Annotated in this window: 25 protein-coding genes; 3 read left to right on the forward strand and 22 right to left on the reverse strand. The window is 46.7% G+C overall.

Annotation, left to right across the window (positions count from 1 at the left end):
- Positions 1–5: 5 nt before the first annotated feature.
- The 15 genes from V6D42_RS11150 to V6D42_RS11220 form a co-directional block, all read right to left on the reverse strand.
- The gene (locus V6D42_RS11150; protein WP_268504617.1) at positions 6–974 is read right to left on the reverse strand and encodes a polysaccharide pyruvyl transferase family protein; all 969 of its coding nucleotides are present in this window, start codon (positions 972–974) and stop codon (positions 6–8) included.
- Positions 953–2,119, reverse strand: a complete 1,167-nt coding sequence (locus tag V6D42_RS11155) for a DegT/DnrJ/EryC1/StrS family aminotransferase (RefSeq protein ID WP_333513264.1) — start codon at positions 2,117–2,119, stop codon at positions 953–955. The genes V6D42_RS11150 and V6D42_RS11155 overlap by 22 nt, the downstream gene beginning before the upstream one ends.
- Positions 2,120–2,135: 16 nt before the next feature.
- Positions 2,136–2,774, reverse strand: coding sequence for an acetyltransferase (locus V6D42_RS11160; RefSeq protein WP_333513265.1), 639 nt, complete (start codon positions 2,772–2,774; stop codon positions 2,136–2,138).
- On the reverse strand, positions 2,771–3,379 hold the full coding sequence (locus V6D42_RS11165) for a sugar transferase (protein WP_010331947.1): 609 nt from the start codon (positions 3,377–3,379) through the stop codon (positions 2,771–2,773). Before V6D42_RS11165 ends, V6D42_RS11160 begins: the two co-directional genes overlap by 4 nt.
- Positions 3,376–4,893: an MATE family efflux transporter gene (locus V6D42_RS11170; protein WP_333513266.1), complete on the reverse strand. Its 1,518-nt coding sequence runs from the start codon at positions 4,891–4,893 to the stop codon at positions 3,376–3,378. Before V6D42_RS11170 ends, V6D42_RS11165 begins: the two co-directional genes overlap by 4 nt.
- Positions 4,890–5,924 carry a glycosyltransferase gene (locus V6D42_RS11175; protein ID WP_333513267.1) on the reverse strand — a complete coding sequence of 345 codons (1,035 nt, stop codon included), beginning with the start codon at positions 5,922–5,924 and terminating at the stop codon, positions 4,890–4,892. The genes V6D42_RS11170 and V6D42_RS11175 overlap by 4 nt, the downstream gene beginning before the upstream one ends.
- Positions 5,921–6,997, reverse strand: a complete 1,077-nt coding sequence (locus V6D42_RS11180; protein ID WP_333513268.1) for a polysaccharide pyruvyl transferase family protein — start codon at positions 6,995–6,997, stop codon at positions 5,921–5,923. The genes V6D42_RS11175 and V6D42_RS11180 overlap by 4 nt, the downstream gene beginning before the upstream one ends.
- A gap of 4 nt (positions 6,998–7,001) precedes the next feature.
- Positions 7,002–8,036: a glycosyltransferase gene (locus tag V6D42_RS11185; RefSeq protein WP_333513269.1), complete on the reverse strand. Its 1,035-nt coding sequence runs from the start codon at positions 8,034–8,036 to the stop codon at positions 7,002–7,004.
- A 24-nt stretch (positions 8,037–8,060) separates the two neighbouring features.
- Complete coding sequence (epsG, locus tag V6D42_RS11190) at positions 8,061–9,164, reverse strand: biofilm exopolysaccharide biosynthesis protein EpsG (RefSeq protein ID WP_333513270.1); 1,104 nt, start codon at positions 9,162–9,164, stop codon at positions 8,061–8,063.
- A gap of 3 nt (positions 9,165–9,167) precedes the next feature.
- Positions 9,168–10,316 (reverse strand): glycosyltransferase family 1 protein, encoded by a 1,149-nt coding sequence (locus tag V6D42_RS11195; protein WP_333513271.1) that lies wholly within the window; start codon positions 10,314–10,316, stop codon positions 9,168–9,170.
- Positions 10,309–11,145, reverse strand: a complete 837-nt coding sequence (gene epsE, locus V6D42_RS11200) for a glycosyltransferase EpsE (RefSeq protein ID WP_333513272.1) — start codon at positions 11,143–11,145, stop codon at positions 10,309–10,311. The genes V6D42_RS11195 and epsE overlap by 8 nt, the downstream gene beginning before the upstream one ends.
- The gene (locus V6D42_RS11205; RefSeq protein ID WP_333513273.1) at positions 11,142–12,281 is read right to left on the reverse strand and encodes a glycosyltransferase family 4 protein; all 1,140 of its coding nucleotides are present in this window, start codon (positions 12,279–12,281) and stop codon (positions 11,142–11,144) included. The genes epsE and V6D42_RS11205 overlap by 4 nt, the downstream gene beginning before the upstream one ends.
- A gap of 11 nt (positions 12,282–12,292) precedes the next feature.
- Complete coding sequence (locus V6D42_RS11210; RefSeq protein WP_333513274.1) at positions 12,293–14,113, reverse strand: polysaccharide biosynthesis protein; 1,821 nt, start codon at positions 14,111–14,113, stop codon at positions 12,293–12,295.
- Between the two features lie 234 nt (positions 14,114–14,347).
- Entirely contained in the window at positions 14,348–15,031 is a 684-nt protein-coding gene (gene epsB / locus V6D42_RS11215; RefSeq protein ID WP_168748808.1) for a protein tyrosine kinase EpsB, read from the reverse strand.
- Positions 15,032–15,053: 22 nt separating this feature from the next.
- On the reverse strand, positions 15,054–15,746 hold the full coding sequence (locus V6D42_RS11220) for a YveK family protein (protein WP_442893217.1): 693 nt from the start codon (positions 15,744–15,746) through the stop codon (positions 15,054–15,056).
- Positions 15,747–15,991: 245 nt separating this feature from the next.
- Between V6D42_RS11220 and slrR the strand changes: the two genes are divergently transcribed.
- The 3 genes from slrR to V6D42_RS11235 all read left to right on the forward strand — a co-directional run bounded on the left by slrR (position 15,992) and on the right by V6D42_RS11235 (position 18,186).
- Positions 15,992–16,450 carry an HTH-type transcriptional regulator SlrR gene (gene slrR, locus V6D42_RS11225; RefSeq protein ID WP_333513275.1) on the forward strand — a complete coding sequence of 153 codons (459 nt, stop codon included), beginning with the start codon at positions 15,992–15,994 and terminating at the stop codon, positions 16,448–16,450.
- Positions 16,451–16,523: 73 nt separating this feature from the next.
- Positions 16,524–17,984 carry a carboxylesterase/lipase family protein gene (locus V6D42_RS11230; RefSeq protein ID WP_333513276.1) on the forward strand — a complete coding sequence of 487 codons (1,461 nt, stop codon included), beginning with the start codon at positions 16,524–16,526 and terminating at the stop codon, positions 17,982–17,984.
- A 10-nt stretch (positions 17,985–17,994) separates the two neighbouring features.
- Entirely contained in the window at positions 17,995–18,186 is a 192-nt protein-coding gene (locus tag V6D42_RS11235; protein ID WP_333513277.1) for a hypothetical protein, read from the forward strand.
- Between the two features lie 27 nt (positions 18,187–18,213).
- Here the strand turns inward: V6D42_RS11235 and padC are convergent, their stop codons facing one another.
- From padC to V6D42_RS11270, 7 genes are all read right to left on the reverse strand, one after another.
- Positions 18,214–18,699 carry a phenolic acid decarboxylase gene (gene padC / locus V6D42_RS11240; RefSeq protein ID WP_333513278.1) on the reverse strand — a complete coding sequence of 162 codons (486 nt, stop codon included), beginning with the start codon at positions 18,697–18,699 and terminating at the stop codon, positions 18,214–18,216.
- A 22-nt stretch (positions 18,700–18,721) separates the two neighbouring features.
- The gene (locus tag V6D42_RS11245) at positions 18,722–19,177 is read right to left on the reverse strand and encodes a DUF3237 domain-containing protein (RefSeq protein WP_333513279.1); all 456 of its coding nucleotides are present in this window, start codon (positions 19,175–19,177) and stop codon (positions 18,722–18,724) included.
- A gap of 107 nt (positions 19,178–19,284) precedes the next feature.
- On the reverse strand, positions 19,285–19,992 hold the full coding sequence (locus V6D42_RS11250; RefSeq protein ID WP_333513280.1) for an aspartate/glutamate racemase family protein: 708 nt from the start codon (positions 19,990–19,992) through the stop codon (positions 19,285–19,287).
- 15 nt (positions 19,993–20,007) lie between these two features.
- Positions 20,008–21,363, reverse strand: a complete 1,356-nt coding sequence (locus V6D42_RS11255) for a serine hydrolase (protein ID WP_333513281.1) — start codon at positions 21,361–21,363, stop codon at positions 20,008–20,010.
- A gap of 133 nt (positions 21,364–21,496) precedes the next feature.
- Complete coding sequence (locus V6D42_RS11260; RefSeq protein ID WP_333513282.1) at positions 21,497–22,063, reverse strand: C1q-like domain-containing protein; 567 nt, start codon at positions 22,061–22,063, stop codon at positions 21,497–21,499.
- Positions 22,064–22,394: 331 nt separating this feature from the next.
- Positions 22,395–22,814 carry an arsenate reductase (thioredoxin) gene (gene arsC / locus V6D42_RS11265; protein ID WP_333513283.1) on the reverse strand — a complete coding sequence of 140 codons (420 nt, stop codon included), beginning with the start codon at positions 22,812–22,814 and terminating at the stop codon, positions 22,395–22,397.
- A gap of 21 nt (positions 22,815–22,835) precedes the next feature.
- Entirely contained in the window at positions 22,836–24,134 is a 1,299-nt protein-coding gene (locus V6D42_RS11270) for an arsenic transporter (protein WP_333513284.1), read from the reverse strand.
- Position 24,135: the final 1 nt, after the last annotated feature.

Here is a 24,135-nt window from a genome sequence, read left to right on the forward strand (position 1 = left end):
TCCGCTCACATATGAGCAGGAAGGTTTTCCTTCTTTGAGGCGTCCCGAATGATTTGAGTGTTTGGCACTCCCTCCATCCAAGTATGATAGTAATTGGCGTTTTTTCCGTAGGAATTATCAATGACCGTGTTTTCTTTTTGAAGAAGAGAGGACAAAATATGGCCGTGCAGCCTTGACGTTTCCACCGATTTGTAACGGCTGAAAAAACGAATGGCTTTATTGATGATGTAATCCGAATATTTTCTCCATATAAATGCGATTGGCAGAGGATTTCCCGCTTTTTTGTTCAGGACGTTCAGCGTTTGGAGAAAAGCGATTGTCCGGCGGTCTGAAGCTGATAGCACGGTGCGCCAGTCATAGCTTTCCGCTTGCGCATGTCTTTGAAGCTCATCATTTGCTTCATGATCTGTTCTGATAAATTTCAGCTTTTGGCCGGTCGGCTGCTGTGTCGGAATGATGGGAAACAGCTGGTGAGCCATATCAGGCAAGAGCTTGATATGATTGTTTTGAAAGTACGCCTGTGCCGTGGCATAGGAGGCTTTTTCCCTTGTGATGATATGCAGATTTGAATGGGCAGAGAAAATGTCAGCTGTCCGTTTTAAGTTATCTTCATTCTGATAATAGATCGATTGCGGCAGGATAACGATTTTGTGGTCCGGATAGGTTTGAACGATTTTCTCTCTAAATCCTTGATAGTATGGATATAAATCCCCGAAGTTGCCGCCTCCCTGACAGACGATGATCAGATTCGGATCAAGCTTTCGTCCGATTGGAAAATTGTCTGGGTTCCAGCGTTTTCTGACCCGAATGTCATTTTCTTTAAAGAAGGCTTCCGTTCCTTTCATAATAAACAAATCCCCTACATTTCCGTATAGAGGATAGTCGGCGTAAATGATTTCGGATTGCTTCGGTATCATATCGAGCAGCCCGGCCAGTTTTTTCTTCAGGCTGATCATTGAATGCTTGCTGTCCATCTCTTCACCTCTGTTGTTTGGAATAAGTGTAACAACACATCGATTACTCGGTCTTGATCTTCTTCGGTCATATTTGTTCCGGATGGGAGGCAGATCCCTCGCCTGAATAAGGTGTCGCACACACTTTCAGAATCTGTATGGGAATAAAATGCTGATGACGCAAACAGCGGCTGGGTATGCAGCGGCTTCCAAAGCGGTCTCGCTTCAATCTGTTCTTCAGCAAGATGCTGAACCACGTCATATGGAGTCAGCCCGTTATCGAGCGTGAGTGCAGTAAGCCAGCGGTTGGACACGCCTTCCGAGTATTCCGGCATAAAGCAAACGCCATCTATGCTGCCAAGCGCTTTTTCGTACCTCGCAAAAATCTCCCGTCTTTTCTCCACCCGCTCATCCAACACCTCAAGCTGGGCAATACCGACTCCTGCAAGAATATTGCTCAATCTGTAGTTGTGCCCGATTTCACTGTGCTGATAATGAACAGCTGGATCGCGGGCCTGTGAAGCGAGAAACCTTGCTTTTTCAATGGCGGCTTCATCGTCTGACACAAGCATCCCGCCTCCAGAAGTCGTGATGATTTTATTTCCGTTAAATGAATAAATGCCGAAACGGCCGAATGTTCCGCTCTGCTTCCCTTTATAAACAGAACCGAGGGATTCAGCCGCATCCTCAATGACCGGCACTCCGTATGAATCGCACAGGCTTACAATGTCATCCATTTTCGCGCTTTGTCCGTACAGGTTGACGGCAATGACCGCTTTTGGCGGATTTCCATTTCGTTTCGCTTCCTCCAGTGCTCTTTCTAGGGCTTTTGGAGACATATTCCACGTATCTGGCTCAGAATCGATAAAGACAGGCACCGCTTTTTCATATAAAATCGGGTTTGCCGTTGCCACAAATGTAAAAGACGGACAAAACACGGTATCTCCCGCTTTGACATCCAGCAAACGTAGCGCCAAATGAATCGCTGCGGTGCCTGAGCTGACCGCAGCCGCCCCTTTGGCGCCGACTCGTTCAGCCAATTTTTCTTCAAATGTATTCACAAGCGGCCCAAGCGGCGCAATCCAGTTTGAGTGAAAGGCTTCTGAAATATAGTGCTGCTCCCTGCCGCTCATATGAGGAGCTGATAAGTAGATTTTTTTATGCATGTAATCATCCTTTGCTTTATGTTTGAATAGAAGAAATCACGCGAGCCGGGGTGCCTACAGCCGTTACTCCGTCAGGGATGGAGCGGATCACCGCAGAGCCCGCGCCGACGATGCTCCAGGAGCCGATTGTGATTTGCGGAATGACGGAGGCCCCGGTGCCCACATGAGCCCCTTCTCGAACCGCAATACCTCCAGAAAGCGTGGCGCGCGGAGAAAGATGGACGAAGTCGCCGATCTGATTGTCGTGCTCTGCGATCGCGCCCGTATTGATGATACAGTGGGCGCCGATCCGAACATCCGCCTGAATAATCGCACCGGCCATAATAACCGTTCCTTCCCCGATGACAGCCGATTTGCTGATGATGGCTGACGGATGGATTAATGTGATGAAATCTTCTTTATATAATCCCAGCCGCTCCGCCAGCTGTTTTCTGACGCTGTTGTTTCCAATTGCAATCACAAACATGACGTCAGGGATCAGCCTGCGCACTTCAGAAATGGCTTCCGAGGGGCCTGTGTACAGCTCTCTCCCGGCATCAAATGTGCTGAATTTATCGTCCAGCACCGCAGCTAAGCGCGTGTCTGAACGGGCGCTTATGAGTTCTCTGATTACCTTTCCGTGACCGCCGTCTCCCACAATGGCCACGTTTCTCATGAGGACACATCTCCGCTTCCTGTGAAGCGTTCTGCCGTCACATGATTGGTTTGCTGAATGCCTTCTGACACAAGAACTTTGCGTACCGTCAGACATAAAATTTTCAAATCGAGCAAGAATGAACGGTTGTCAACGTACCAAACATCCAGTTCAAATTTTTTTTCCCAGGAAATCGCGTTTCTGCCGTTGACCTGCGCCCAGCCTGTAATCCCGGGCTTCACCTCGTGGCGCCGTGCCTGCTGTTTTGTGTAAAGCGGCAGATAATCCATCAGCAGCGGCCGAGGGCCGACGAGGCTGAGGTCTCCCTTCACTACATTCAGCAGCTGCGGCAGCTCATCAATGCTCAGCTTTCTGATCAGCCTGCCTGTTTTCGTAAGCCGGACTGCATCCGGCAGCAGATTTCCCTCACTGTCCCGTTCATCCGTCATCGTTCTGAATTTATAGAGGGTGAACGGCTTCCCCCCCAGGCCGGGCCGTACTTGTTTAAAAAAGACAGGCGATCCTATTTTCAGCCTGACAATGGCGATGGTGAAGAGAATGATGACACTCGTGCAGCACAATAAAAGAATAGCGGCCGTCAGATCAAAAAGACGTTTCAGGATCAAATATTTACAGCTCCTTTCGTTTTTCTAAACCGTTTCAGCACTATCTGTCGTTCTTCTTTGGTACAAACAAGCATAAAAGCGAAAACCGCGTAGCAGCAGCTGACAGCGGCACCTGCAGCAATCAGTGATGTCCAGCTTTCAATGGTGATAAATAACTGGATGGCCTCACAAACCGCCCATGCAAACAAAGCGGCAAAGACCGGACCGAACATGCCTGTAAAAAACACGTGCTTTTTGTAACCGGTAATGCGTGATACATAAAGCGGCGTAAAGATAACATTTTTCAGCACAAGCGATATTGCCCCGGCAAGTGTAATGCCGTAAAGCCCAAGATGAGCCGGCCCGCTTAATGTGACCGCCAGCACAACATTCACTGCGCCTAACAGCAGAGTGACGAGCGCCGGTGTTTTTTGTTGATTAAAGGCGGTCCATATATAAAACAGCGGCATAAAGGCAAGGCTGACCGCCAAATATCCAGCGTGAATATATAGAAGCGGCGCTACAGAGGAAAAAGACGGTCCAAGCCAGATCGTCAGAAAAGGCCCGGCCAAACCTCCCAATAAAGCAGCCGGGAGCGCAAGCAAAAGCCCGTTCAGTCTCACTGCCTGATTGGCGTACTTGACCAAGCCGTCCATATCGCCTTTTGAATAATAAGAAGTTATGACAGGCGCAAATAGAGATGCGACTGTTCCTGCCAAACTGCGTAGCAGCAGCGGAAACTGGATAATCGCCGCATATTTTCCCGCTTCAGATGCACCCAGCACCAAGTTGGCGGTTAATAGGTCGATCTGCAAAAAAAGCAGCACGCCGATCTGGTTGACTGAGTTCCAGGTTCCTGCCTGAAACAGTTCCTTGCTTACGCGGAATGACAAGTCTTTCAGCTTAAATGAAAACCATGGAATCAGTTTCCTAAAAAAGCGGAAAGACAGGATAGACGCTATGACGGCACCGGCTAAAGCGGCAAGCTGAATCTGCCAGATTTTTGGCGTGAAGCAGGCAAACAGCGCCAGCACACACAGCACGCGGATGAGCATTTGCACCGCCTGAATTGAACTGGTGATATACAGTTTGTTGGCATAAAACGGCGCCGCTCCAAACCCCGCCATCAAAAAAGTTAAAAGAAACAGCAGACTTCCAATCAAAATCGACAGCCGAACATCAGCCAAAAGATCCTGTGGGACGTTCATGACGCGGTCAATAAAAAAAGCCGCACTCATAAGAGGCAGCAGAAGCAGCAATGAAATCAAAACAGACGCAGCCAAATAATTGCTGATATACGCATTTGCTTTTTCCTGCTCTCCCTTGTGGGCTGCGACAGAAAAAAACCGCACAACCACGGAGCTAAGCGCCACCGTGATAATGGAAAAATAATTAATCACATTTTGTGTTAAATTCACAAAGCCGAAAGCCTCCACACCGAGTGTTTTGACAATAAAAGGCGTCATCCAGACAGACAGGAATACGGACAGAAGAAAAGCTGTGAGATTGGCGCTGAAGTTTATGGTGAATTTCATGCCTGCTTTGCACTGCCTTTCATGGTTCCGCGAGTCTCAAAAAACAGCTTGATGAGAAAGATCAGCTGCCATTTGCACAGCGCTAAGACCAATCGCTCGCCTCTGCCTAATTTCTCATGCTGGAACGGTGTGTGTCTGACAGCCTGCCGCACCATGTCATAGGATAAAATCTGTCTGATCTGTTTTTTGATGTCTTTCGGCGGCTGCGGTGAGGCACAGGCGTTTGCCAGAAGCATCGGAAGCTGGTGCTTGCAAATGTACACATCCAAATCTTCTTTGCACACAGCCGATAAGCCGCGCTGATTGTAAAATGCGAGTTTGGCTTGATATTGTTTTTGGATATTTTCATCCATTGCAGGTTTATAAGGAATTTCCGTCAGGCTGTTCGGATTTTCACGGTATATGTACAAGCCTTCATCCAGCATTTTTACCCGCTCGGCTTCATAAAAAGCAGATAAATTAAAGGGCGAGTCTTCAGCAAAACGGATGTCTTCATCAAACCACAGGCTCGCCCTTTCCAAAAGCTCACGGCGATACACATACCGCCATACATACCAGATAAATCTCGTTTCGTGGGCACGTTGGAGCTGCTCAGCTATATCCGCTTTTGTCAGCACACGGCCTGTTTCAAGCTGCGGCGGCACGTATACCCGCCTGTCTTCGGACTGTTTATAAAATCCACAGCCAGCAATATCGAGCCGGTGCTGCTCTGCTTCGTCTGCAAGCCTTTGAAACATGGCGGGAGAGACATAATCGTCTCCATCTACAAACCCGATATACGTACCCCGCGCCGCTTTGATTCCCGCGTTTCGAGCCGAACTCAAGCCGCCATTTTTTTTATGAATGACTTGAACTCTTGTATCCCGTTTCGCATATGCCTCTGCCATCTCACCAGATCGATCGGGTGTTCCATCATTAACCAGGATAACTTCTATATCAGAAAGCGTTTGGGTCAGCAGCGAATCGATGCAATCTTCAATAAAAGGTTCAACGTTATACATCGGGACAATAATGCTGACGAGCGGTGTCATCGTGCTTCACCGCTGATTTTATCGCGCAGCCCTTTAAAATACATGTCCCGCGGAAAGCCGGCACGGTTTGTTTCTTTTGTCAGCAGCTCTTTCACTGCGGCTGTCACACGTTCCGGCTCCGGCTGTTCAATCAGCTTCATCATTGGAATCTCTTTCAGCCATTGGTAGCCTTCCATGACTTTGTGATCAAAAGAACGAATCACTACACATGGCGTTCCTGTCAATGCACAAAAAATCATGCCGTGCAGCCTGTCAGTGACAACGGCTTCAGCACTCTGCAGCTTAGACCAAAGCGCTTCCAGCTCCTGTTCCCGTGTATCGCGGCTGACCCGGCGCCCGACCGTTGTCGTAAAAGCTTTGATCTCGCCAAATTCATCAAAAAGAGCGGCCTTCACGCGGTTTCTCTGTTCCTCCTGAAGCACGCTTTCCTGATCCTCGCGCAAACACATATACACCCCTTCGCGTTCCGCAGAGGTATTGCTTCTATCTAAATACAGCACCATATCAGGCTGCTTCATAATCTTTTTTTCTTTAAAATGCCGCTTCATAAATTGGTACGTCGTTTCATCACGCGCCATCAGCAATAAAGCGGGGTGCGCGTTATAAATTTTCTGCGCCCGTTTCAGCTCTTTTCGTCCCTTTTTCGTATCAGAAAAATGAACGGTTGCCGGAAGCTGGACGATTTGGTAATCATGAAACGTTTTAATGATAAAGCGGCGCGTCCACTCTTCATACCGGTATAAATCCCCCATATTTCCGCCGCCGATGATAAAGACCATATCCTCAGGGTGGCGGGAGCGGATCAGCGCTTTTGCTGATTTGTATATGTCCTTCATATCGACCTCAACAATCTCAAAATCGGAGTATTCCTGCTCAAGGAACGATTTGCTGGCATAAGCAATGGCATGATCCCCTAAATTGTCATGGGAAGGCAGCAGGGTCAGTATGATTTTCTTCTTATGTGCGGCAGCCTTTACCGGCTGATCGGCCGCACCCAGCAAAAATTGGGACGGGTACTTAACCTTTAGCAACAGCCATTCTGCAAGATTGATTTTCAATGAATGTAACGACATCTCTTCACCCTCTGATTTTCATTTTGTACTCGATCACTCGCTGATACACGGCGGATGCCATGGCAACGAACGGAATCATTCTGTATTTCGCCATCAGCAGCAGGCATGACCGTTTTGCGTCAAAAGGCGCTGTCCCCGTTTTCGACAGGCTGCCTTGAAACACCGGATCAGCGCAAATCACGCCGACCGTTTTGAGCCTTTCCAAAAGACGCCGGCTGCCGCTTGTTTTCCATTCGTTCAGCAGACAGATGGTGCTATGGAGAACGATAAAGAAATCAAGCTCCTTACGGTACTCCTCCAGCTTGTTGTTCTCCTGTAAAAACGCTGCATTCGCCTGATACAGCGCCAGTCCTGATTCAAACAGTTTTTTCTGATAACCCTGCACGATGGAGGAAAGATGAATTCGGTAATGGTAGAGAGGCGCTTCTACATAGGAAACCGAGCGGGCGAAAAAATGTGCCCTGAAGCTGAAAAACTGATCCTCGACATGCTCCAGCTCACCTCTGAGCGGGAACGAAAGCCGGTGTTCATCAATCATGCTTCTTCGGTACAGTTTATTCCACGAAAATCCCCTGACCTTCCCTTCGAATAACGCCTTGATATAGGTTTCCTTGGGCTGATCCCGATAGGTTTCCGCAATCTCTGAGACAACGGTTTTTTCAGTGTCCTCAAACTCTGCGGCGTAGTTGCAAATCACCAGATCGGTTTCCTCCGATGCTGCCTGAACCATGTGCAAGCAATAATCAGGCTCGATCCAATCGTCTGAATCTATAAATGCCACAAATTCTCCGCGGGCCGCCTCGATCCCTTTGTTCCGAACAGCACCGAGCCCTTGGTTTTCCTGGTGAATGACTCTGAATCGTTTATCCTTTTGCGCATATTCCTCCGCGATGTCCGGGCTGGCGTCTGCCGAACCGTCATTGACGATGATAATTTCAATATTGTCCAATGTCTGGTTTTTTAACGATTCAAGACAGTTTCTGATATAGGTTTCTGTATTATAAACAGCGACTAACAGACTAACCGCAGGTGTTTCCATAATGACCGGCTCCTCTTGCATAAATTACCGGGAAAAAATCGTTCTGTATGGCAGAACAGATGAATCAACCGGCATAAGCAAATAACTGTATAAAAAATAACAAACCACAATGGCGATATAGATTAACGCATTCGATTTCTCATCAAATATTCTGACAAAATAAGGGATTAAGATCATTTGATACAGCCCGAAATAAATATTAAATCTGGCAAAGATTACGTCCTTTGTGGCCAAGAGACCGAATAAAAACCCGAGAAGGCACAAATTGACGACAATATCAATTTGCGGCCACAGCTTTCGGAGACGCTCCCTGTAACAAAAGGCTAGAAACAGTGGCAGGACCAAAACAGCGATTTTGACCACATTCATTCCGTTTGTATTGGTCATCAGCCACTTTTCATAATGGCTGTATGAACTGTTTTCAAGCACAACGACAAATACCGAAATAAATTTCTGGTATAAAAAGGTCATGCCGAGAAATAAAGCTGAGAGACCGAATATTGCCGGTGACCAGGCTTTTCTTCTGACAATAAAATAGACCGGAATCATCACCAGCGCCGAGGAGTGAAAGAGCGAACTGAACAGCACAATCAGAAAATAACGCTTCCAGTTTCCATTGATGATATAGCGGATCGCCCAAAACAAAGCGGCTGCCACCATGTATTGTCTGATTCCGTTAAAGGATGCGTAATAATGAAAGGTTCCTAAAAATAAAAAGACGCTCAGCTCAAACGGTCTGCCGTAGTCTGCCAGCGTCTTGATAATAAAGATATAGGTCACGGCGGCAACAGTGACATACATGATTTGCGGGTCCTTCGTGATGAAATTCATCAGCCATAACAGCGCGGTAAAGCCCGGATCTGTTGCCGTTTTCGCTGTGCCAAAACCGAATATCTGCCAAATATTTTGATAGTCTCCTGCCATTTGATACAGCAGCGTATACGTCTGAAAATCTGTACCGACCCTGTAACGCAGCCCCGAAACAAGCACAAGTGAGGCGAGCGGAATCCAAATAAGAAGCTTGTTCGGTCGATAGCCCGTAGCAAGTGACACATCCCGGCCGCCGCACATTTTAGCAAACCAAGACCAAATATATACAATTCCCATATTGACGACATACACAATCATTTTTTATTGTCCTTTTTCAGTGCTAATCTGATATAAATTCATCAATGCACCCACATTTTGCCGCGCATCATAGCCGAGTTTCGCAAGGGTATCTTTAACGAGCTCCTGCTTCGGCCTGCCTGCGGCGGCCGCTCTTACAATCGTTTCAGCCCAAATGTCCATCGGCTTAGAGAGACTCATCCTTTTCACAAGTCCGAGCCCCGTGTCGACTTTTTCTGTGATCGTGTCTGAAATAATACACGGAAGACCCGAAGCCTGCGCTTCCACAAGCACAACAGGCAAGCCTTCGTACAGTGACGGCATGACAAATACATCAAAGGTGCGCATGAGCTCATGAATGTGTTCTTCAGTTCCTAAAAAGAGAACATCGGAAAGCAGATTCAGCCGCCGCGCTTCCTCCTCCATCTGCTCCCGCAACGGTCCGTCTCCTGCGAGAACCATCTGAAAGCGAACTCCCCGTTTTTTCAGGTGAACGGCAAGCTTCAGCAAAAACGCGTGATTTTTCACTTCATGAAATCGGGCCACATGACCAATGATCAGACGGTCAGACGCTATGCCGCGTGCTTTTTTTTCGTCATCGGCCGCCTGCCCGGCGGGAGAGAACAGATCAAGGTCTATTCCGTTCGGCAGCAGATGAACCCGCTTCCGCTCCATATTGGATCGCCCGAATAAAAACCGGCCCGCATCCTCTCCGCAAGCGCACAATTCAGTCGCATATGCCAAAATCAGGCGTCTGAACACCATCAGCTGCAGGCGGTCCTTCCAATTGAAGGCGGTCTTCCACGAGGTGTTATGGGAATGGCATACTCTGACCTGCACCCCGGCTAGCCTTGCCGCAAGCGCGATAAAGCCGGTTTGAAAATCTGTGTGCGCATGAACCGCGCTGAACGGCCCGTTTTCTTTTATTGTGTTTCTTACATTCTTCACAAATGTGAGGGGATTGCTTTGTCCGATACTCGGGACATAAAAAAGCCGCCCGCCTAGCGATAAAATTTCTTCATCATAAGCGCACGGATCATTTCGATAGGTTAAAAAATCAAATTGCACCTTGCTTCTATCCATTTTCCGATATAAATTCATGACCATGGTTTCCGCGCCGCCCCTGTTCATGCCGCTGAGAACATGGAGCACGCGCTGTTGGCTGTTATTCATGCTTCACAAGCCCTTCCTTTTGATTCATCACTCTTTTTTTATGGTAACGATTCATCACAGCAGGAGGCATAAACGCGCGAATGAGCGGTTTTGCGATATATATGTAAGCGGAAAAAGGAAGCTTCAGGCGTCTGCAAGCCTGGTATACAAGAAAGGCGTTGTCGATTGAGTAGGTAAAAGACCGCCTCTTGAATGCGTCGCTGTCTTCCCTTACTTTATACAGCGCTTCTTGGAGGTTATAGCCTCGAAAGCCCTCTTCAAAAAAGCGGAGCCACAAATCGATGTCCTCCATTCGCCTTGTCCGCCGCACCGAACGATAGCCTTTCAGCGTCTGGTAAGCGCTGGCTCTCATCATGATTGTCCCATGGCAAAACGGCGTCCCTTTCGCCATAATGGCCGGATCCGGAACAGAAGGCAGCATCCGTGTGCCCCTTACGCCAAATTCATCAAACACAAGCATGCCGGTGCCGACCACCTGGTAGTGCCGATGCTTCTCTAAAAAGGCAACCTGCTTCTCCAGACGGCGCGGAAAGGACAGATCATCTCCGTCCTGACGGGCGATATACTCACCTGTCGCATAAGAAAGACAGTGATTTAATGAAGCGGCAAGCCGCTTGTTTGTTTGATTGTGAATGAGCTTGATGCGGTCGCTGTAATGAGCGGCATACTGCTTCGCGATACGGAGCGTGCCGTCTGTTGACGCATCATCGCACATGATCAGCTCCCAATTTTTATAGGATTGGCTGAGAATGGATTCAATGCTTTCCGCCAAAGTGGATTCACAATTATAAATGCCCATAATGACAGAAACTTTCGGTCCTGAATTCATACGCTTTTCTCCTTTTTATCCATGTACACGGAATAAATATCTGCCATTTCTTCTACCGTTCGCGCTTCAGAAAAGCGCAAGGCTGTTTGGCGGCCTTCCTGTCCAAGTGATCTGCGCAGTTCCGGCTCAAGGTAGAGCTGTTCAATCCGGTCAGCAAAAGCAGCGCTGTCGCCCATTTTGATGAGGAAACCGTTTTTTCCGTCCCGGATGATTTCCCGGTGTCCGCGGTTATCAGTGGCAATTGCCGGCTTTTCCGCCGCCATGCCCTCAAGCACATTCATGCCGAGGCCTTCTCTGATGCTGGATGCGACAGAAACATCCGCAAGCTGGATCAGCTCGTGAATATCGCGGCAAAAGCCGTAAAAGCAAACATTGCGGGAAGCTCCTAGCTTTTCAGCTAAGTCCCGATACGTTTGTTCCATCGCTCCTTCTCCGGCAAAAACAAGACGGAGCTCAGGTATCTTATCTTTCAGCAGTGCTGCAGCTTCAATTAACAGCTTCTGATTTTTATTGAGGTTCAATTCAGCCGGATAGATCAATATAAAGTCGTCTTTTTGGAAGCCGTGCTTTTCTCTCAGCCTATGCTGCTCTTCAAGGCTGACTGGCCTGAACCTGTTTGTATTAACGCCGATGCCGTGAATTTTTTCTGTCATCCCGCCCGGTCTTTGAAGCCCTTTCGCTCGCGTGTAATCTTCTTCATTTATGGTGATCAGGCAGTCTGTATAGGCAGAAAGCCATTTTTCAACCGGATAATAAAGGACCCAGTTTTTCATCGGCGCTCCACTGCAAAAATGAAATCCGTGTGCGGTGTAGAGCACCTTTGTTCCATTCCGTCTCGCATGCCGTGACGCAAGCCGTGCGAGAACGCCGCCGACCGGCGTATGGCAATGGACGATGTCGTACTCGTTGGTTTCGATCACTTTCTTCAGCTGTCTGTAAACGGCAAGGTTCTGAGGATGGAAGGGTGACCTACGGATCGGAATGGAGAATTTCTCATCCACATACGGCAGCCGCGTCTGCCCGCTCGCAGCGACATGAACCTCCCAGCCCAATTGTTTAAACCATTTAAAGTAAGGAAGATGAAAGGCTTTAAAATGATAATCGACAGTGGCACAAAATAGTATTTTTTTCGTCATCTTCATTCCCCCTAACGAACGCCGGCAGCCGTCATTTCGTTTGATGTGTCTATTGCCGCAAACAGCCGCTCTCTGAGTTCGGCTTCCGGCAGCTGATTGAAATCTTCTATAAAGCGCATCAGCATTTGCCAGTCGCCATCCACCGCTTTGCCGATATGGATTTTCGGAAAAACTTGTTCGGCATGAACTTCATTTTTGTTCAGTAGCTCCTCATACATTTTTTCACCCGGGCGAATGCCTGTGAACTCAATCGGAATCTGCTCCGTCGTGTAGCCAGATAAATGAATGAGGTTTGTAGCAAGATCGACAATCTTCACGGGCTCTCCCATATCAAGAACAAAAATCTGCCGGCCTTTCGCCAGCGCTCCAGCCTGGATGACAAGCCGTGACGCTTCGGGAATGGTCATAAAATAGCGGGTCATCGCCGGATGTGTTACCGTAACGGGACCGCCTTTTTCAATCTGTTTCTTAAAAATCGGAATGACGCTGCCTCGGCTGCCGAGAACATTTCCAAAGCGAACCGCAACGAATTTTGTTCTGCTGAATTTCCCCAGATTCATAATAATCATTTCGGCAAATCGTTTTGTTGCCCCCATGACATTGGCCGGGTTCACCGCTTTATCCGATGAAATGAGCACAAACGTCTCTGTTCCGCACATATCTGCCGCTTCCGCCACGTTTTTTGTTCCAATGATGTTGTTTTTGACTGCCTCTTCGGGGTTGTGTTCCATTAAAGGCACGTGCTTATGGGCAGCCGCGTGATAGACGACGTGCGGTTCGTATTTTTTCATTAAGGTAAACATTTTGTCACGGTCTTGCACATCCGCAATTTCCGTGTGGAACACGATGTGTTTTCCGAATCGTCCATTCAGTTCAGAATAAATAGAATGAATGCTGTTTTCCCCATGGCCGAGAAGAACGATTTCCTTTGGCTGGAACGCACTGATCTGCCGGCAGATTTCCGAGCCGATTGAACCGCCCGCTCCTGTGACGAGAACTGTTTTTCCTTTGATGCGGTTTGAAATTTCGCTTGTGTCGAGGGTTACTGGCTTCCTGCCCAGCAGATCCTCAGCCTTTACATCTCTGATTTGTCCGGCAGTGCGCGTTCCAAGCAGCATTTCATCAAAATGAGGCATGATTTTGATGTTCACTCCGGTCCGCACGCATTCTTTGTACAGCGCCTGCAGTTCATGGGTACGGAGAGAAGGAATCGCAATAATAATATAGTTAATTTTGAGCTTTTGTACCGCAGGCATGATACTTTCTTTTCCGCCGATGACGGGCAGCCCCATCATTTCCAACTTATGTTTCGTTTGATCGTCATCAATAAAAGCGACAGGTGTAATGTCGGGATCATCTTTTTGCAGCAGCTGCCTGACCATCAGGGTTCCGCCTGATCCCGCTCCGATAATCAATGCGCGGGCCGACGTGCTGCGTTTTTTTCTGATGCTTTCTTTTAATATTCTCGATAAAACGCGGGTTCCCCCAATGAACAGAAGCTGAAGCACCCAGCACGCTGTTAACAGCCGGAAAAACATTGTATGATACACAGCGTACTGTATAATGCCGGTCACAGCGGCTGAAATCGTAATGACCTTAAGCAGAGCAATCAGTTCGCCGAGTCCGGTGTAGGTCCAGACCTGTTTATACTGATGGAACAGGATAGCACATACATGATAGCTGAGGAGCAAGCTGACAGCGGTAAGCAATAATGCTCCGGAGTCATAAAATTGATAAGAATCTTTTAAAAATTGATATCCTGCAATAACTGAATTCAAAACGAGATAAGTATCCAGCGCGATAATCATTGACAGTCTTCTCCGGTAACTCAACCTTTTCCCCCCTAATACTTTTATCGGTTTAGCTGCTGCGGTTTTCGTCTTCTAAAAAATCGACAGCAGCTAAACCGATAACATTTCCTATGTATATCAAATAAGTGGGCATTTAACCCGTCCTCACGCCCCGCCAGCGACGACCAGCATCTAAGGCAGCCTCTTCAAGCTGCCCACAGCGGAGCCGAGTGCCTCCATTGATACAGGTAAGGAGACATCACCTAAAAGCACAAATTAATAGGAATAGTGTTCTGATTTTTTCATTTTCTTTTTATTTAAGAGAGCGCCTAACAGCTTTGCATTGGATTGCTCCAGTGCGTCCTTCGCTTTCAGGACGGTATCGGTTTTTGTTTTTCCGCTTAAGACAACGAGCACGCTTCCATCTGTCTGGTTCGCTAAAATTTGCGCGTCCGCGACAGCTAAAAGCGGAGGAGAATCAAAGATCACCAGACTGAATTGATCATAGATATCTGATATCAAATCTCCCATTGCTTTCGAGGATAACAGTTCAGCCGGATTCGGCGGCGTCGGTCCGCTTGTCAGCACATATAAGTTATCGATCGGTGTCTTTTGCACCGTTTCACTGAGAGAAGCATTGCCGACCAGCACATTTGTCAGCCCGGTCAGATTTTCAACCTGAAACGTTTGGTTAATTGTCGGTTTTCTTAAATCGGCATCCACCAGCAGCACTTTCTTTTCCTGCTGCTGCGCAAAGACTGCCGCAAGATTCGCTGCACTGAACGATTTTCCTTCACCAGGCACAGAGGAGGTGACGAGAATGGACCGCAAGTTGGTCTGTACGGATGAAAACTCAATGTTTGTCCGAATGGTGCGATATTGTTCCGCAACAATTGATTTATGATGTAAAACGGATATTTGAGCCAAACCTCGCCTTGCTTTCTTTTTTCTAAAGACCACTCACTTCACTCCTCGAAATGTTTTATCCAACCCTGCGATTCCGTTTCTTTTTGACATCAGGGACAGAGCCCAAGCAGGGCAATCCGGTTTTCTCGCTGAGCTGCCGTGCGCTTTTGCACGTATCATCGAGAAAATGCAGAAAAAATGCCAGTGTAATACCGCCCATCACGGCCGCTCCAAAAGCCATGACCATATTTCTCATCCGGGACGGCTTGATCATTGGGCTTTCAGAAGCCTTCGCCTCTGAAAGGATATGTACGCCTTGCACATTCATTCTTTCATCTACTTCTTTTTCAAACTTGCTGACTAACGTGTTCGCAATCTTAGCCGCTCGCTCCGGATTGTGATCCTTAACGGCAACAGTAATAATTTCTGATTCATTTTCACTGCTGGTCATCACTTTTCCTTTCAGCGAGGAAGCCGATTCAGAAAGATGCAATTCCGCCTTGACCTCTTCCATCAAAGCCGTGCTTTTGATAATCGATTGAAACGTGCTGCTGTACTGAAGATTTCTCTGGATGTCACTGAGATTCGAGTTTTCTTCACCGTCTGATTCATGAATCAGCACTTGAGTCGACGCCTGATAAGTCGGTGAAATGACCTTAAATTGGACAAAACCTGTAATAAAGGTGACGCCTATTGTGATGAGCAGAATCAGCACGAATCTATGTCTGACAATTGCGTATAATTCTTTAAAACTCATATTCTCATTCATATATTCATAGCCTTCAGCCTTCTCACGGCTGGCTTCCCGCGCCCCTTTCTGTTAATGATTGGATTATAAAAGAAAACTTTATTATTTAAAAATTGCAAAATAAGCCGATAAGTTCTCTTTAGAGAACAAAATCATGATTTTCCTCTTATTTACTGCACTTCCCTTATTATTTTAAATTTTATAAAGAACGAAAAATTCCTTATAATGAACGAAATAACGACAGGAATAGAGGAGAATTTCATATTATGATTGGAAGAATTATCCGCTTGTACCGCAAAAGAAAAGGCTATTCTATTAATCAGCTGGCTATCGAGTCAGGCGTTTCTAAATCCTATTTAAGCAAGATTGAAAGAGGCGTTCATACAAATCCGTCCGTTCAATTTTTAAAAAAAGTATCGGCAACCCTGGATGTTGAATTAACAGAATTATTCGACGCTGAAACGATGATGTATCAAAAAATCAGCGGCGGAGAGGAAGAATGGCGTGTGCATCTTGTCCAAGCAGTTCAAGCCGGAATGGAAAAGGAAGAATTGTTCACTTTTACGAACAACCTGAAGAAAAAGGAGCCTGAAATTGCCTCCTACCGAAACCGAAAACTGACAGAATCGAATATAGAAGAGTGGAAAGCGCTGATGGCGGAAGCGAGAGAGATCGGCCTGACGGTTCAGGAAGTCAAATCCTTTTTAAAAACGATGGGAAAATGAATGTCAGATAAGGCCTGAGGTTCGCGCATCAGGACAAATCTGTTTATAATGGGGGAAAAAGGGAGAGAATGCTATGTCTCAATCAATGGTCAAGACTCAATACGGCACAGTGAAAGGCATTTCAAAAAACGGTGTCCAAATATGGAAAGGCATCCCCTACGCAAAGCCGCCCGTCGGACAATTGCGGTTTAAAGCACCTGAGCCGCCGGCAGCCTGGGAAGGTGTACTAGACGCAACTGCGTACGGCCCGGTTTGCCCGCAGCCGCCTGATTTACTGTCACATTCATATCCTGAACTGCCCCGCCAGTCTGAAGATTGCCTGTATGTAAATATTTTTGCACCTGACACTCCGGGCAAAAATCGTCCTGTCATGGTGTGGATTCACGGCGGTGCATTTTATCTCGGCGCGGGCAGTGAACCTTTATACGACGGCTCGAACCTGGCAGTTCAAGGGGATGTCATTGTCGTCACACTGAACTATCGGCTGGGCCCATTTGGATTTTTACATTTATCTTCCATTGATGAAGCGTATTCCGACAACCTCGGGCTGCTTGACCAAACCGCGGCTCTGAAATGGGTCAAGGAAAATATCTCCGCGTTTGGCGGCGATCCGGAAAACGTAACGGTGTTTGGAGAATCAGCGGGAGGTATGAGCATTGCCGCGCTGCTAGCCATGCCTGCTGCAAAAGGCCTGTTCCAGAAAGCAATCTTAGAAAGCGGCTCTTCCCGAACCATGACAAAAGAAAAAGCGGCAAGCACCGCAGATGCTTTTTTACGAGTCCTTGGAATTGACCGTCACCAATTGGACAGGCTGCATACTGTGTCTGCGGATGATTTGCTTACTGCCGCCGACCAGCTGCGAAAAACCGAAAATGAAAATATCTTTCAGTTGTTCTTCCAGCCTGCACTTGATCCGAAAACACTGCCCGCTGAGCCGGAGCAAGCCATCGCTGAAGGAGCCGCTGACGGCATTCCGCTGTTAATCGGAACAAATCGTGATGAAGGGTATTTATTTTTCACGCCGGATTCAGAAGTTCACTCTCAGGAAACAATTGATGAAGCGCTTGAGTATCTATTGGGTCAGCCGCTGGCAAAGAAAGCGGCCGATCTGTATCCGCGCTCTCTCGAAAGCCAAATTCATATCATGACCGATTTGCTGTTTTGGCGCCCAGCCGTCGCCTGCGCTTCCACCCAATCCCGTTACGCACCTGTCTGGATGTACCGATTCGACTGGCACCCGGACCAGCCGCCGTACAATAAAGCGTTTCACGCACTGGAACTGCCGTTTGTGTTCGGCAATCTAAACGGATTGAAACGAATGGTACAAGCAGACATTACGGATGAGGTCAAACAGCTCTCACACACGATACAAGCAGCGTGGCTTGCCTTCGCAAAAACAGGAAGTCCAAGCTGCGAAGATGTACAATGGCCGGCTTATACTGAAGACAAACGAGAAACCTTGATTTTGGATTCCAAACTTTCTATTGAGCACGATCCTGATGGTGAGAAGCGGAAAAAACTATTACACTCATAAGGAGAATCATATGGGAAAAACAGGCTGCATGGGTGCCGTCATCGTTGTGACAGCGTGTATTTTCATTTTATCAGCAGTCGTTTTTTTACGAGACACCGCCTATTACCAGCCCATTCGCTGGATTGGAATCATACTGTTTTTCGCGGGAATTGTGATGGTGCCCACGTACTCAGCAAAAAGAAAACCCGGTAAAGAGAAGTAATGCTCTCTTTACCGGGTTTTTGTTTTCTTACAATTTCCCTGCGCGAATATCGTCTGTCATTCCTTCATAAGGCGCTTTAGAAATGACTTCCTCATTATCGGCTCCCTCATTTTTCAGAAATGTAATTTCAGCAAATTCGGGCACTACGTATTTTGGATAGGTTTCGTATTTTTCGCGTGATTCTTTCATCAGGTCAATGTGGTCATTTTGGTAGCAGACCGTAATTTCAGGATGTTCATGCACCCATTTCGGGAAGAAAATAATGCCGTGCATGCGTTTTTCATTCGGCATAAAGTTTAATGAAACATCTGTACCTGTCGGTTCTGTCCAAGACACTTTATATACGCCCTCTGTCAGTTTGACAATGTTCACTTCCTGATCCCGAACCCAGCGTCCGGCCACCATTCCGCTATGAATTCTATAATCAATTGTATGGTCATTTTTAATATAAATCTCGTATTCCCAACCGTTTTCGTAAGTATAAATCATGTGGCTTCCGATAAAGTTATCCATATTTCACACTCTCCTTAGTCTTTTACTCTACTTCATAAATGTCTAATCGAACGTAATCAGGGGTTCTCTCTGCGGAACCGATAAACAAGCGGTCATGCAGCCATTGATAGGTTTCACTGCCTGTCTCAAATGTCGGCACCGTGCGGAAATAAACATGCTCGGTGTCAATCATTTCCCCGGCCGCTGCTCGTGTTCGGAACGGCTCGCTGACTTGCCGTATTCCATTGTTTTCAATGTAAATCAGCTCATGATCTGCTGTTTCTATGACATATCTGGCAGATAAATCTGTTTTGCCGTCAGCGCGAATGATTTGCGAATCAGCTCCGCCCGGCAAAATACGTCCTTCCACTTCTCCGGTTACTGTTCCCGATCGAATCGGAATCCATCGTCTCAGCCCTAAACCTGTCTCACCAATGGTGATTGGAGGATCAACCTTAATGTCTAGAGAGACGAATTTCTTTAAAACTGGCTTCTTCATAAGCACCACCTGACCTTCAGAAGAAATCATGTAACTATTTACATGTTTAATTTAACACCATTGCATGAGGCTGTCAAACGATAAGAACACAAAAAAACAAGAGCCGATTACATACAGCCCTTGTTGAATGGTTCATTTTGATAGGCAAGATACGTGCTGACCGTGCTTTTTGCGAGGCAATCAGAGGAATCTATAATCGGGATATCACCGTGAACATGATCTAACACCGTGTTTAAATCTGTGCAAGCCGAAATGATGAGATCCGCTCTTTTACTGATTTCCAAGTATAGCTCCCGCCATATGTCCTGAGTTTTCTGAACATGATTCGGTTGTTTGATCGCGGCGATGAGCTGATTGATTTCCTGCTGCCAATGTGTCTCATGAATAAACTCATATCCGCCCGCCTTCAGACCTTTTTGAAAAATACAGGATTGTATGGTTGAGTCCGTTCCTAAAACAGCCACTTTTTGCGCTGAATCCGGGAGCGCCTTCATCGTTTCCTCAATGATATGTAACAAAGGAATCGACAATGCTTGCTGGATTTCTTCAAAATAGACATGTGCCGTATTACAAGGTAGAGAAATAAAGTCCGCACCGGTTTTCTCCAGCTTGACGGCCCCATCGATAATCGCTTTTTTCATTTCATTATGATTGATAGGGCGATCGACATAATAAGGGGTCGGACAGGAATAAATCATCATTTGCGGGTAGTCGATATCATGTGAAGCGCCATACAGCTTCTGACAGTAATCAATGACCTTATCTAAAAACGGAGAGGTCGATTTTGGCCCCATTCCAGCTAATATCCCAATCATCACATTCATTCCTTTCTAATTCGTCCGGACCGCTTCTCCCTCTGTTCCGTCCTGATAAACGATAAAACTTTTCGCAGTATCATCCCCTAACATAAATTCAACTTCAACAGGCAATGATTGCAGAAAGAAACGGGTTTCCGAGGAAGGAAATAATTCAAACCTCATCTGTCCGGTGATTTGCAGATACAGCCGCTCATTCTCAGCTGTCACCGTCGCAGCGGTACCATCGTGAAAGGAGTATCTGCCAACATAGCGGCTGTAAATCGCTGTATCAATTTCTTTTTTCTTTTTATCAGCTGGACGTTCCGGGATCTTATAAGGCTGGTCAAATAAAATATTCTCCGCCGCCTTCAGTATCGCTTGTTCATAATCAGCATCCTGTTCCATATTGCTCAAATAGATCAGCGTTTTACGATGATCTATATATCGGATCATCATCGTCGAATAGCCGGGCCACCCTCCGTTATGGCTGACAATCCGTCCTTTTTCAGGACTGTTTTGCAGCACCCAGCCAAATCCGTAGTCAACCGTTTCCCCATTGCTGAGTTGTACAGGAGAAAATGCGGCTTCCTTAGAAGCCTTGCTGATCAATTTGTCCTGATATAAAGCCTGATCAAATCGAAATAAATCGCTTGTGACAGAATTCACTGTACCGTCTCCCTGTATTCCATCCAGATACACAACATAGCTCGTTTCCTCCAGGTCATCTGGAAGAACGTACTGGCCGGAATGCACATCATACACATATCCATACGCATAGTCATCGATCTGCTCAGGACGCAGCCTTCTGTTATATACTCTTGTGTTCGCCATACCGACCGGGGTGAAAATATGCTGTTTCAAAAAATCCGCATAGCTCATGCCGGATGCCTTCTCAATCAAAACTGCCAGCAGCACATACCCCGTATTGCTGTACAGCCAGCCTTCATTCGGAGCAAAATAGCAAGGAGGCTGCTCATTCATCAGCATATCCACTACATCCTGATTCACTGCAATCTTGCTTTTATTCCAATTGGCAAAAAACCACTCTATATATTCCGGAAGCCCGGATGTATGGTTCAATAAGTGCCGAATTGTAACGCCCTCATATGGAAATCCGGGAATCCAGCGCTCGACCGTATCCTCATAACCAAGCATCCCTTTCTCCTCCAATAAAACAACTGCCAGCGCTGTAAAAGGCTTTGATAGTGATGCCAGCTCAAACAAAGAATTTTCTTGCAAAAGCCGTTTTTCCGGCAAATCCGCATAACCGAAAGCGTGATGGTATAAGATGTCGCCATCCTCTGCGGCTAAAACCGCCCCGTTGAAATGTTTTCTTTCGCCTAATGTTTCAAATAAAGTCTTAAGTTCCTTCCTTTTCTTCTGCTTCATAGCTCCACCTCCCCTTTTTTGTACGATACTGAGCTTATTAATGTTTCAATTATTTTGAAAATATAAAAAAAGCTGATCAATCCTCAAACAGGAAAAATCAACTTTAGATTTACATTGAATCAAAATCTCCTTTTTACGCAGTCGGAGAAGGAACTCTGGCAGCTGCAAAACGGGTTCTCGTAGTCGCTTGAATGAATCCGGCAGCAGTACTTCTCATTGCAACTGTCACTGTATCTCCGGCGTTTAACTCAAGAATTTCCGAAATGGCTACAACTGCCGGGAGATTCCCTGCTTGAGTTTCGTTATTTCCTCCTACCACATTTTGATTCACAAGAAATACGACTTCTAAGTTGAAGTCAACATTCGCATTGGATTGAAACTCAACTGATGCGTTAAGAGAATATACGCCTGCTGTTCTCGGTGAAAATGTAGATGTGTTGGGGTTATATTCGTTCGCCAAATCAAATTGTACATTTTGAAATCGAACTCCGCTAGCTGCATTTGCAGCCACTGACAGATTCGCATTGCTGGTGGCTCTGAAAGCGGAAATAGGCTGGCTCACATTTGCTGTAGTTGGTGCAAAGAGCTGATTTTGTTGAGCGGATGGGGAATTTCCATTTCTTCCTTGCATGACACTTGGTGATAAAAGAGGTTCCGGTCGATCGTTCCTCTTAATCCATTTAGTTGGCCTTGGCGGCATGGACTTATTCCTCCTTATACGTTTTCTTTCGCTTCTATTATTTGTTTGCTTTCGCAATACATTATTATATTGATCGTTACAGGCTTTGAAACGGTATCTGCCCGACTAAACTCAAAAACAAAAATGATAGCTGCTAGTTCCAAAACGGATTACTGCTTCTATTACAAGACCTATAAAAAGATATAAGTTCAATCTACATTTAAATTGCCATTACGAGAATCAGCAACGTCAATATCGTTTGGTAGCTCTCTGTTATCTGCGGCCAGCCATCATAATCGCCTCGATGAGAGCCCAAAAAAAGCCGGAAGACGATTCTCCCGGCTTTTCCAGCTTATTTCCCTGTTTCCGCAAAACGTTTGAGCCGCTCGCCAATTTCGTCACGAACACGCTGAAAGAACGCCCATTTTTCCGCTTCGGATCCTTCCGCTTTTGCAGGGTCATCAAAGCCCCAATGCTCGCGCTTGACGTGAGGCGGCGTCATCGGGCATTTATCAGCCGCGTCTCCGCAAAGCGTCACGACAAGATCAGCACTGTTTAAAATAGCCGGATCGATGATATCTGATGTTTGGCCCGATATATCGATCCCCGCTTCTTTCATTGCTTTTACAGCATTCGGATTGAGCCCATGCGCTTCGATCCCCGCGCTGTATACATTCCATTTATTTTCTAGATATTGTTTCGCCCAGCCTTCAGCCATTTGGCTGCGGCAGGAGTTGCCCGTGCATAAAAAGTAGATGGTTTTTTTAGGCATGTTTGTTCATCTCCCAATGTTTTAGTGAATGATCAATAACCAGATATAAAGGCCGAATAAAGTAATGAGCAGGGTCGGAACCGTCAGGATAATCCCTGTTTTCACGTATGTCCCCCAAGAGATTTTCACTCCTTTTTGAGCGAGAACATGAAGCCATAACAGCGTCGCCAGCGACCCAATCGGCGTGATTTTCGGTCCCAGATCAGAACCGATGACATTTGCATAAATTAAGGCTTCTCTCATTATTCCATGTGTATCTGTACCGGCTATCGCAATAGCATCAATCATGACGGTCGGCATGTTATTCATTACCGATGATAAAATAGTCGCGATAAAGCCCATTCCAATGGTTCCCGCCAATAGCCCCTGATCCGCGGCTGTCTGTATAACGCTGGACAGAAGGTCTGTTAAGCCGGCGTTTCTTAACCCGTACACGACGACATACATCCCAATGGAAAAAAACACAATCGCCCACGGTGCCCCTTTGACCACCTGCTTCGTATGAACGGCCGGGCTGTTCTTCGCCATAATAAGAAAGAAAACAGCCACCGCACCGGCGATAAAGGATACGGGGATGGACCATATTTCGCTTACAAAATAACCGATTAATAACATGCCCAGCACAAGCCATGACATACGAAACATGTTTATATCTTTAATGGCGTCAGCCGGTTTCTTCACCTGACTGAGATCATAATGTTTCGGAATCCCTTTTCTGAAAAATAAGTATAAAACGAGTATGCTTGCCGCAAGTGAAAAGAGATTCGGGACAATCATCCGTGCCGCATATTCAATGAACCCGACGTGAAAGAAATCGGCCGACACGATATTCACCAAGTTGCTGACCACAAGCGGAAGCGATGTTGTATCAGCGATAAACCCGCTCGCAATAATAAATGGGAACACCAGCTTTTCTTCAAAACGCAAAGCCCGCATCATCGCAAGCACAATTGGCGTTAAAATAAGCGCCGCACCGTCATTGGCAAAAAACGCCGCCACGACAGCGCCTAAAACGGAAATATAAATAAACATACGCAGGCCGCTCCCTTTAGCCGCCTTTGCCATATGCAAAGCAGCCCATTCAAAAAAGCCAATGTGGTCTAAAATGAGCGAGATGAGAATAATCGCCACAAACGCCAGAGTGGCATTCCATACAATGCCGGTAACGTCCGCCACATCCTTCACGCTCACAACCCCCGCAAGCAAAGCCAAAACCGCTCCCCCGCAGGCTGACCAGCCAATTGACAGATGTTTCGGCTGCCAAATAACAAAAATAAGTGTAAGAATAAAGATCATTGCTGCTAAAACTGCTGAACTCAAA

The organism is Bacillus sp. 0909A, from assembly GCF_036765115.1.
Lineage (GTDB): Bacteria > Bacillota > Bacilli > Bacillales > Bacillaceae > Bacillus > Bacillus mojavensis.